A 9,387-nucleotide genomic window follows, 5' to 3' on the forward strand; every position below is an offset into this window, starting at 1 on the left:
CCGCGCGGTGCGATCAGGGCAGGTGGGCGCGGATGAAGTCCTGCGCGCTGGGCGTGTCGATGCGGTACTGGTAATCGACGCCGATGCACGGCGTGTAGCCGAACGACGTCACCGCGCCGATCACATTGCCGGTGCGGTGGAAGATCGGGCCGCCCGAGTCGCCGTAGCACGTTCCGCCACCGTTGTTGCCGGGGTTGTTCGAGAACTTGGCATTGCTGCTGTCGCCGTTGAACGTGCTGACGAGCTCGATCAGCCGCTGGCTGGCCTGGTAGCGGCGGTAGTCGTCTCCGGCGAACGGCTTCAGCACGCCCTGCGAGCCGTAGCCCACCGCGGTCCAGCGGTTGCCGGCCCCGTCGGCCGCCAGCACCTGGTCGAGCAGCCCGAGCGGCGGCAACGCGCCGTAGGTGGGCATCTTCACCGCCTTCGGCAGGATCACCACGCCGACGTCGTAATTGTCGGGGAACTGCGCGTAATCCTCGTACTGCGGATGCGCGACGACGGTCTTGGCCTTGATCCACTTCTGGTCCAGCCACGCCTGCAGCGTCGGCGCCGCGTCGAGCCCCTCGAGCGCATCGGCATCGAAGCGCACGTAGGTCACGTCGTTCGGCTTGCCGTTGCCCTCGACGCAGTGGCCGGCCGTCAGCATCACCGTCGGGCTGATCAGGGTGCCCGTGCACGAGTAGTAGCCCTCGCCGTCCTGCACGAACAGCAGCGTGCCGACGTACGGGTGGCGGTTGCCGTCGAGTTCGCCGAACGTGATCGCCTGCGCCGGCAACGCGGCCAGCAGGAGTGCGGCCGCAAACGCCGCGCCGCGGCCCATGGCCCTGTGGATCGCCTGGTTCATCCGTCTTCCCTCGCACTGTGGCCGGAACGGAGATCCGGCGGCGGGCCTTCCGGCAGGGCCCGCCCCGGCGGTGTGGCGCCGGCGGGTCCCGGCGCCCGCGTGGCCGTGCGTCAGTGGTGCAGCGCGACCAGCGAAGCGGCGAGCTTGGCGTCCTCGAACATCCTGCGCAGGCGCAGTTCGACCTGCGGCAGATCGGGCAGCTGCTGCGAGGCGTACAGCGAGTACACCGCGCGGCCGTCGCTGCCGAAGCCGCCGGCCTGGCGGCCGACGCTGACGTGCGGGGTCTGGCAGGCGCGCACCCACATCGACTGCAGGGTGCTCGGGCTGATGCTCTGGCCGTTGCCGAGGGTGAACTTGAACATCGCGATCTGGTGCTTCATGCGGGAACCTTCGGCTTGGGCCCCGAGTATGCGCTCCAATCGGCCCCGTGCCGTGGAGACCGGCGCGACGGGAACGGCCGCGCAGCTGAACAGGTGCGCGCGTGCGGGTCCGGCTGCGCGGCGCGGCGCGTATAGTGGGCAGGCACCGCCGCCGTATCGCGCGTCTCGCTTGGCCCCCGCGGCCGCCCGCTTCGCTCCCTCTCACGCGTCCGCATCCTGCCCATGCAGGGTGACGCCCCCTCGGGAGCGCCCATGCCGGGCTACGACACCCGTTCCATCACCGTCCGCCTCGGCGGCCACGACTTCCGCCTGCGCGCGCTCAGCGACCGCCAGCAGTTCGCCGACCCGCACGGCGACGCCGAGCGCGCCGGCATCTGCGACTCGCAGTGGAGCCTGTTCGGCCAGTCGTGGCCCGCCGGCGAAGTGCTGGCCGAAGCCATGTGCGTGGCCGACGTCGCGGGGCTGCGGATCCTCGAGCTGGGCTGCGGCCTCGGGCTGTCGAGCCTGGTGCTGCAGCGGCGCGGCGCCGACGTCACCGCCAGCGACCACCACCCGCTGGCCGCCGCGTTCCTCGAATACAACGCCGCGCTGAACGGACTGGCACCGCTGGCCTACCACGACCTGCCGTGGGACGCGCCGGACCTCGTGCTCGGCCGTTTCGACCTGATCATCGCCAGCGACGTGCTGTACGAGCGCGGCCACGCCGAGTCGCTCGCCGCGCTGGTCGAGCGCCACGCGGGAGATGACTGCCAGGTCGTCATCGCCGACCCCGGCCGCGGCAACGCCAACGCGTTCACCCGGCGGATGGCCCAGCAGGGCTACGGCGTCGACGAACAGCGGCTGAGCTTCCACCTCGGCGAGGTCGCGCCGTTCCGCGGCCGCCTGCTGCGCTATCGACGGCCGCCGGGTGCGACGCGCCGCCCGCCGCTGCTGGACGCCGCATGAGCGCGCCCGGGCTGCCCGAGGTGTCGTGCAGCGCCTGCGATGCGGTGTGCTGTCGACTGACGGTCGTGGTGATGCCGGACGACCCGGTGCCCCGCCACCTGGTCGACCGCACGCCGGAGGGCCTGGACGTGATGGCCCGCGGCGAGGACGGCTGGTGCGTCGCGGTGGACCCGCTGCGCATGTGCTGCACCGTGTACGAGCAGCGCCCGGCAATCTGCCGCAAGTTCGCGATGGGCAGCCCGTACTGCCGGTCCGAACGCGAGGCCTACGCGCGCCGCTATGACGACGTCGGCGATCACGTCGACGCCGCGCCGTCGCCAATCCCGCTGCGCCTGCGCTAGGGCCGCCACCGGCCCGCCCTTACGCCTGCACGCCACCGTGCGGTGCGCTGCGGCACCGTCGGCTTCCGTTCCGACAGGATTCGAACCCGATGGAAAGCGCCGACATGGTCGGTTGGGGGGCTTCGGCCATCCTGATCGCCACCCTCGCCCGCCAGACCTGGCACCAGTGGCGCGACCCCGACCCGCGCGGCGTCTCGCACTGGCTGTTCATCGGCCAGACCGCCGCATCGGTGGGTTTCGTCGTCTACAGCTGGCTGCTCGGCAACGTGGTGTTCATCGTGACCAACTCGCTGATCCTGCTGACCGCGATCGTCGGCCAGCTGGTGTTCCTGCGCGCGCAGCGCCGGGCCGCTGGCAAGGGTACGGGCAAGGGCAAAGACAAGAGCGAGCATTCGTAGCGCCGCGCCGGCCGGCGCCGCGTGCGACCATCGCGCGGTGATCTCCTACGTCATTCCCGCGCACGACGAGGCCGTGCTGATCGGCGGCACGCTCGATGCGCTGCGCTTGGCCGCCGACGCGCTCGGGCGGCCGTACGAAGTGATCGTCGTCGACGACGCCTCCACCGACGCCACCGCGGCGATCGCCCGCGAACGCGGCGCGACGGTCGTGCCAGTGCAGCACCGCCACATCGCTGCGACCCGCAACGCCGGCGCCCGCGCCGCCGGCGGCGACGTGCTGGTGTTCGTCGATGCCGACACGCGCGTGTCCGCGGGTCTGCTGCGGGCGGCGTTCGAGGCGCTGGACCGCGGGGCGGTCGGCGGGGGTGCGACGGTCACGCTGCGCGGTCGCGTGGCCTGGCACGAACGCCTCGGCACCGCGCTCGTCGCCCGCGCGCTGCGCTGGGCCGGGATCGCGCCGGGCTGCTTCGTGTTCTGCACCCGCGCGGCGTTCGAGGCCGCCGGCGGCTTCGACGAGCGCTACTACGCGGCCGAGGACGTCGCGATCAGCCGCGCGCTGGCGAAGGTGGGCCGCTTCGAGGTGCTGCGCCACCCGGTCCACACCTCCGACCGAAAGCTGCGCACGTTCGGGCTGCTCGACCACCTGGCGCTGTTCGTGCGCTTCGCGCTGCGCGGGCGCGGCCTGCTGCATTCGCGCGACGGGCTCTCGCTCTGGTACGAACGCCGGCGCCACGGGCCCGACGAGCCGCACTGAGCGGGCCCGCGTCGCGTGGAGCCGGGGCTCCAGCCGGGGCCGCGTATCATGGCGCATGACCGATCGCGCCCCCGAATTCACCGACCTGCCGCTGAACCCGGCGCTGTTCCAAGGGCTCGACGCCCTCGGCCACGTGCAGATGACGCCGATCCAGGCGCAGAGCCTGCCGGCCCTGCTCGAAGGCCGCGACCTGATCGCGCAGGCACCGACCGGCAGCGGCAAGACCGCGGCGTTCGGCTTGGCGCTGCTGCAGCGCATCGACATGGCGCAGGGCCGCACCCAGGCCCTGGTGCTGTGCCCGACGCGCGAGCTGGCCGACCAGGTCGCCAAGCAGATCCGCAAGCTCGCCACCGGCATCGCCAACCTCAAGCTGCAAACGCTGACCGGCGGCATGGCGCTGGGCCCGCAGCTGGCGTCGCTGGAGCAGCACGCGCCGCACGTCGTCGTCGGCACGCCGGGCCGCGTGCAGGAGCTGCTGCGCAAGAAGGTGCTCGACCTGCGCGTCGTGCGGGTCGTCGTGCTCGACGAGGCCGACCGCATGCTCGACATGGGCTTCGAGGAGCCGATCCGCGAGATCGTCGGCCGCACGCCGAAGGAGCGGCAGACGCTGCTGTTTTCGGCCACCTACCCCGACGCGATCCGCGACATCGCCCGCACGCTGATGCGCGAGCCGCTCGAGGTCACGGTCGAGGGCGCCACGCGCCAGGCCGACATCGACCAGCGGTTCTATGAAGTCGACCCCGCGCAGAAGCCGGCCGCGCTGGCCGGCCTGCTGATGGAGCACAACCCCGAGTCGGCGGTGGTGTTCTGCAACATGCGCCGCGACACCGAAGAGGTCGTGTCTTCGCTGGCCCACCTGGGCTTCTCGGCGCTGCCGCTGCACGGCGACATGGAGCAGCGCGACCGCGACGAGGTGCTGGTGCGCTTCGCCAACCGCAGCTGCAACGTGCTGGTGGCCAGCGACGTCGCCGCGCGCGGGCTCGACATCGACGACCTGGCCGCGGTGATCAACTACGAGCTGCCGCACGACGCGGACACCTACGTGCACCGGATCGGCCGCACCGCGCGCGCCGGCCGCAGCGGGCTGGCGTTGAGCCTGGTCACGCCGCGCGAACTGCCGCGCGTGCAGATGCTCGAGGAAAAGCTCGGCGCGCCGATCCGGCTGCAGCGCGCGCCGCTGGCCGCACTGCGCGCGCGCTCGGCGCCGGCCGCCGCGACCGTGACGCTGCGCATCGACGCCGGCAAGACCGACAAGCTGCGCCCGGGCGACATCGTCGGCGCGCTGACCGGCGACGCCGGCCTGCCGGTCGCCGCGGTCGGCAAGATCGACGTGTTCCCGACCCGCAGCTATGTCGCGATCGCCCGCGCGCACGCCGACAAGGCGCTGTCGCAGCTGCAGGCCGGCAAGATCAAGGGCCGCAAGTTCCGGGTGCGGCGCATCTGAGCCGCGGCCCCTCGCCGACCGGCCCGATGCCGGCCCGGCGGGCCCGATGGCCTACACTGGCCCACCCACCACGAGAGAATCGCCCCCTTGGCCAAGCCCAACTACTCGTTCGAAAAGCGCCAGCGCGAACTCGCGAAGAAGAAGAAGCAGGACGAAAAGGCCGCGCAGAAGGCCGCCGCGCGCGAGGCCGCGAAGCCCGCCACGCCGAACGACGGCCGCGAGCCCAGCAGCGGCCAGTAACCGCGACGCGTGACCGACCCGCAGACGCCCCGGGCTGACGGCCCGCAGGTGTGGGTCGACGCCGACGCCTGCCCGGGCGTCATCAAGGACATCCTGTTCCGCGCCGCTGAGCGCGCGCACGTGCACGTCACTCTGGTCGCCAACCAGTGGCTGCGCACGCCGCCGTCGCTCTACGTGCGCGCGCTGCAGGTGTCCGGCGGCTTCGACGTCGCCGACAGCGAGATCGTGGCGCGGGTGCAGCCGGGCGACCTCGTCGTCACCCAGGACATTCCGCTGGCCGCACGGGTGCTTGAGCGCGGCGGGATCGCCGTGAACCCGCGCGGCGAGCGCTACACCGCCGACACGATGGCCGAGCGCCTGTCGATGCGGAACTTCATGGAGGAGCTGCGCGGCGCCGGCGTGCAGACCGGCGGACCGCCGACCTTCCACGCCCGCGACCGGCAGGCGTTCGCCAACCAGCTCGACCGCTGGCTGGCGCAGCGCACGCCGCGCTGAGCGGAAGTCGCGATTACGGCGCGGGTTCGATGGGGGTCCGGAGGGAATCGGGGGCCGCGTCCGCCCTGCGCTCCCAGCCCAGCATCGCGCTCAGCACGCCGTCGCGCCGCACCAGGCCGTGGTGCAGGGCCGCCGCCAGGTGCACCAGCACGAGCGCGAACAGCGCATAGGCCAGCACGCGATGCAGCGGTCGCAACACCGCGAACAACGCCGGATCGGCCGCGGTGAGCGCAGGCAGCACGAGCCCGCCGACCAGCGACGCCGGCAGACCGCCGCTCGACATCGTGGCCCAGCCGGCCAGCGGCACCGCGAACATCAGCAGGTACAGCGCGACGTGCGAGCCTTTCGCGGCCAGCGCCTGCACGCGCGGCAGGTCCGCCGGCAGCGGCGGCGGGCGATGGCCGAGGCGCCACAGCAGCCGCACGGCCGCCAGCACCAGCACCAGAGCGCCGAGCGGCTTGTGCCAGGCGAACAGGACGTCGTGCGCCGGCGCGACGGTTGCGACCATGCCGGCACCGATGAACAGCATCGCCAGGATCAGCGCCGCCATCGTCCAGTGCAGCAGGCGCGCGACGCCTGTGAAGCGTTCGCCCCGGGCGCTCATCGCGACACCTCCGTCGCCGTCGCGGCGCCCGCCGCGGTCTCGCGCAGGCGCCGCGTCGCGGAGACCGAATACGCCGCCGAGCGCGCGTGCAGGATCGGATCGTCCGACGGACGCACGCCGTCGGGCAGCACCAGCGGGTCGAAGTTGACGTCGCGGCAGTCGCCGTCGGCCTGCGGGCTCACGCGCTCGACCACGACCTCGCCGACCACGACCCGTTCGCGATCGGCCGGCCACGCGCGGGTCGCGTCCGCCGTGGGGTCGCCGGGCGCGGCGAGCGTCACAGCCATCTCCCACCGCACCGGCGCCTGCTGAACGCGGCGTTCGAGTTCGCGCTGCAGGTAGTCGCTCGGCAGCGCGTCGCGGGCGGCCTTGTCGAGCGTCGCCACCGGCGCGAGCGGACGCATCGTCCAGCGCACCGGCTGCTCGCGCCCGTCGCCGTCGACGAACACGAACGCGTTGACGCTGTGGTACGTGTCGGTCGCGAAGCTGTCGGTGAATGGCGCCGAGTCCGCCCACGCGCGGAACCCTGCCATTTCCGGGTGCGCGGCCGCGAACGCCGCCACCCGCGCCGGGTCGGGCTTGCCCGTCGCCGGGTCGGGTCGCCCCGCGAGCGTCTGCTCGTGGAAGGCCTGCGGCGTGGCGACCGCCATCACCGGGAAGGTGTTCATCGCCATGCGCCACTCCTGCCGGTCGGCCTGCACGAGCTTCAGCGCCAGGCTGCGCACGCGCGCGCCGGCCTCGTTGCCGTCCGGCGCGCCGCCGCCGATCGACATGCGGCCGACGAACGGCGTTCGGCCACCCGCCAGCACATCGGCGCGCGACCACTGCGCGCCGCGGCCGTTCGCCTCGAAATGACCCGCGACGCAGACGCCGCGCGCGTGGGCGCGGCGGAATCCCGGTCGCGGCGGGCCGTTGGCTTCGATCGCGTCGACCATGCGCTGCGCGGTCAGCCGCTGCGGGCTGAGCCAGCCGGCGGTGTAAGCGAACGCGCTGCCGAGGCCGCCGACGGCCAGCGCGATCACGGCGTAGGGCCACCACTCGGCGCGGCGCCGGGGCGGCGTGGCGGTGCGAAGCGGTGCGACGGGGCTGGCGCCCGCGCCGGGCTCTGGCGGTGCGCCGGCGGCGCCGGGATCAACGGGGGGAACCGACATCGTGGGGCCTCGCGCGCAAGCCGGATCGGCGGCGTGACGACGCTATCACGCGCTGCGCGGCCACCGTGCTGCGCTGCACGGCATGCAACGTTGCGGCATCGGGCGCGAACGCCGGCGGCTCACGCCTTGCGCAGGAACACCGTCTTCAGCACCAGGCCCTTGATCCTGTCCGAGTGGCCTTCGATGTGGTCGGCGTCGTCCTCGACCAGCCGGATGTTGCGGATCACCGTGCCCTGCTTCAGCGGGATCGACGATCCCTTCACCTTGAGGTCCTTGATCACCACGACCGTGTCGCCGTCGGCCAGCACGTTGCCGTTGCTGTCGCGCACCACGACGGCATCGCCGCCCGGATCCGTCGCGGCCGCCCGCGGCCACTCGAAGCCGCAGTCGGCGCAGACGTACTGGCCACCGTCGACGTAGGTGTTGGCGAGGGTGCACTGCGGGCAGGCGGGCGCGGTCATGGCTGGCTCTGGGCCGTCGTCGGGGGCGCGTAGCGTAGTGGAATCAACGCACTGCCGCGTGCGCAATCCCCTCGCCGGCGCTTTGCCGCTACGCTTGCGCGCCCTGCCCCGAGCCTTCGACTCGATGCCCGCCGCACCCTCCACTGCCGACGTGTTGATCATCGGCGGCGGCGCCGCGGGACTGATGTGCGCGCACGTGGCCGGGCAGCGCGGCCTGCGCGCGGTGGTTATCGAGCACGCCAACCGCGTCGGCAAGAAGATCCTGATGTCCGGGGGCGGGCGCTGCAATTTCACCAACACCGGGGCGACCCCGGCCAACTACCTGTCGGCCAACCCGCACTACTGCAAGTCGGCGCTGGCGCGCTACACGCCGTGGCACTTCATCGAGCTGGTCGAGCGCCACCGCATCGCGTACCACGAGAAGGAACTCGGCCAGCTGTTCTGCGACGAGTCGTCGAAGCAGATCGTCAAGCTGCTGCTGGACGAGTGCGACGCGGCCGATGCGCGCGTGGAAACGTCGTGCAGCGTCGAGCGCGTCGCCGTCGAGGACGACGGGCGCTTCAGCGTGCAGACCACGCGCGGGCGGATGCTGGCGCCGGCCCTGGTCGTGGCCTGCGGCGGGCTGTCGATCCCGAGCATGGGCGCGACCGGTTTCGGCTACGAGCTGGCGCGGCAGTTCGGCCACGAGGTCCTGCCGACGCGCGCGGGCCTCGTACCGCTGACGCTTAGCGGTACGCACCACGAGCGGCTGGCCGAGCTGAGCGGCGTCGCGCTGCCGGTCGAGGCGACGTGCGGGCGGCAGTCGTTCCGCAACCAGATGCTGGTCACCCATCGCGGCCTCAGCGGCCCGGCGATCCTGCAGATCTCGTCGTACTGGCAGCCGGGCGACGCGCTGCAGCTGGACCTGCTGCCCGGCGCCGACGCGTTCGAGGCGCTGAAGGCGCTGCGCGCGGCGCGGCCCGCGGCGGAGCTCAAGACCGCGCTCGCGGACCTGTTCCCGAAGCGCTTCGCCGAGCGCCTGTGCGAGGCGTGGCTCGACGACCTGCAGCCGCGCCGGCCGATGCGCCAGTTCGACGAGCGCCAGCTGCGCCAGGTCGCCGTGGTGCTGCACGAGTGGCCGATCGTCGCCAGCGGCACCGAGGGCTACCGCACCGCCGAGGTGACCCTCGGCGGCGTCGACACCCGCGGGCTGTCGTCGACCACGATGATGTCCCGGCACGTGCCGGGGCTGTACTTCATCGGCGAGGTCGTCGACGTGACCGGCTGGCTCGGCGGCTACAACTTCCAGTGGGCCTGGGCCTCCGGCCACGCGGCCGCGCAGGCGCTGTAG

General features: G+C 72.8%; 13 protein-coding genes. 8 read left to right on the plus strand and 5 right to left on the minus strand.

Going from position 1 to position 9,387, the window contains the following annotated elements; genetic code table 11:
* Positions 1-13: 13 nt before the first annotated feature.
* Together D3A60_RS09475 and D3A60_RS09480 are read right to left on the minus strand one after the other, a co-directional pair.
* Positions 14-844, minus strand: coding sequence for a S1 family peptidase (locus D3A60_RS09475; RefSeq protein ID WP_196778700.1), 831 nt, complete (start codon positions 842-844; stop codon positions 14-16).
* 110 nt (positions 845-954) lie between these two features.
* Positions 955-1,224 (minus strand): hypothetical protein, encoded by a 270-nt coding sequence (locus D3A60_RS09480; RefSeq protein ID WP_119718425.1) that lies wholly within the window; start codon positions 1,222-1,224, stop codon positions 955-957.
* Between the two features lie 252 nt (positions 1,225-1,476).
* Here D3A60_RS09480 and D3A60_RS09485 point away from each other — a divergent pair, with 252 nt between their 5' ends.
* The 7 genes from D3A60_RS09485 (at position 1,477) to D3A60_RS09510 (ending at position 5,841) form a co-directional block, all read left to right on the plus strand.
* Positions 1,477-2,169: a class I SAM-dependent methyltransferase gene (locus tag D3A60_RS09485; RefSeq protein WP_119718426.1), complete on the plus strand. Its 693-nt coding sequence runs from the start codon at positions 1,477-1,479 to the stop codon at positions 2,167-2,169.
* Positions 2,166-2,510 (plus strand): YkgJ family cysteine cluster protein, encoded by a 345-nt coding sequence (locus tag D3A60_RS09490; protein WP_119718427.1) that lies wholly within the window; start codon positions 2,166-2,168, stop codon positions 2,508-2,510. Before D3A60_RS09485 ends, D3A60_RS09490 begins: the two co-directional genes overlap by 4 nt.
* Positions 2,511-2,599: 89 nt before the next feature.
* Positions 2,600-2,908 carry a hypothetical protein gene (locus tag D3A60_RS09495; protein WP_119718428.1) on the plus strand — a complete coding sequence of 103 codons (309 nt, stop codon included), beginning with the start codon at positions 2,600-2,602 and terminating at the stop codon, positions 2,906-2,908.
* A 37-nt stretch (positions 2,909-2,945) separates the two neighbouring features.
* Positions 2,946-3,662, plus strand: coding sequence for a glycosyltransferase (locus D3A60_RS09500; RefSeq protein ID WP_119718429.1), 717 nt, complete (start codon positions 2,946-2,948; stop codon positions 3,660-3,662).
* A gap of 55 nt (positions 3,663-3,717) precedes the next feature.
* Positions 3,718-5,106 carry an ATP-dependent RNA helicase DbpA gene (gene dbpA / locus D3A60_RS09505; protein WP_119718430.1) on the plus strand — a complete coding sequence of 463 codons (1,389 nt, stop codon included), beginning with the start codon at positions 3,718-3,720 and terminating at the stop codon, positions 5,104-5,106.
* Between the two features lie 87 nt (positions 5,107-5,193).
* The gene (locus D3A60_RS14640) at positions 5,194-5,346 is read left to right on the plus strand and encodes a hypothetical protein (RefSeq protein ID WP_196778701.1); all 153 of its coding nucleotides are present in this window, start codon (positions 5,194-5,196) and stop codon (positions 5,344-5,346) included.
* Positions 5,347-5,355: 9 nt separating this feature from the next.
* Positions 5,356-5,841 carry a YaiI/YqxD family protein gene (locus tag D3A60_RS09510; protein WP_119718431.1) on the plus strand — a complete coding sequence of 162 codons (486 nt, stop codon included), beginning with the start codon at positions 5,356-5,358 and terminating at the stop codon, positions 5,839-5,841.
* Between the two features lie 13 nt (positions 5,842-5,854).
* On the opposite strand, the gene D3A60_RS09515 is transcribed toward D3A60_RS09510, so the two are convergent.
* From D3A60_RS09515 to D3A60_RS09525, 3 genes are all read right to left on the minus strand, one after another.
* On the minus strand, positions 5,855-6,445 hold the full coding sequence (locus D3A60_RS09515; RefSeq protein WP_119718432.1) for a cytochrome b: 591 nt from the start codon (positions 6,443-6,445) through the stop codon (positions 5,855-5,857).
* On the minus strand, positions 6,442-7,467 hold the full coding sequence (locus tag D3A60_RS09520; RefSeq protein WP_231120456.1) for a catalase family peroxidase: 1,026 nt from the start codon (positions 7,465-7,467) through the stop codon (positions 6,442-6,444). Before D3A60_RS09520 ends, D3A60_RS09515 begins: the two co-directional genes overlap by 4 nt.
* Positions 7,468-7,715: 248 nt before the next feature.
* A complete protein-coding gene (locus D3A60_RS09525) occupies positions 7,716-8,057 on the minus strand; it encodes a zinc ribbon domain-containing protein YjdM (RefSeq protein WP_119718434.1) in 342 nt (113 codons plus the stop codon).
* Positions 8,058-8,181: 124 nt separating this feature from the next.
* Here D3A60_RS09525 and D3A60_RS09530 point away from each other — a divergent pair, with 124 nt between their 5' ends.
* The gene (locus D3A60_RS09530) at positions 8,182-9,387 is read left to right on the plus strand and encodes a BaiN/RdsA family NAD(P)/FAD-dependent oxidoreductase (protein WP_119718435.1); all 1,206 of its coding nucleotides are present in this window, start codon (positions 8,182-8,184) and stop codon (positions 9,385-9,387) included.

Origin of the sequence: Cognatilysobacter tabacisoli (assembly GCF_003586305.1) — a bacterium.
Lineage (GTDB): Bacteria > Pseudomonadota > Gammaproteobacteria > Xanthomonadales > Xanthomonadaceae > Cognatilysobacter_A > Cognatilysobacter_A tabacisoli.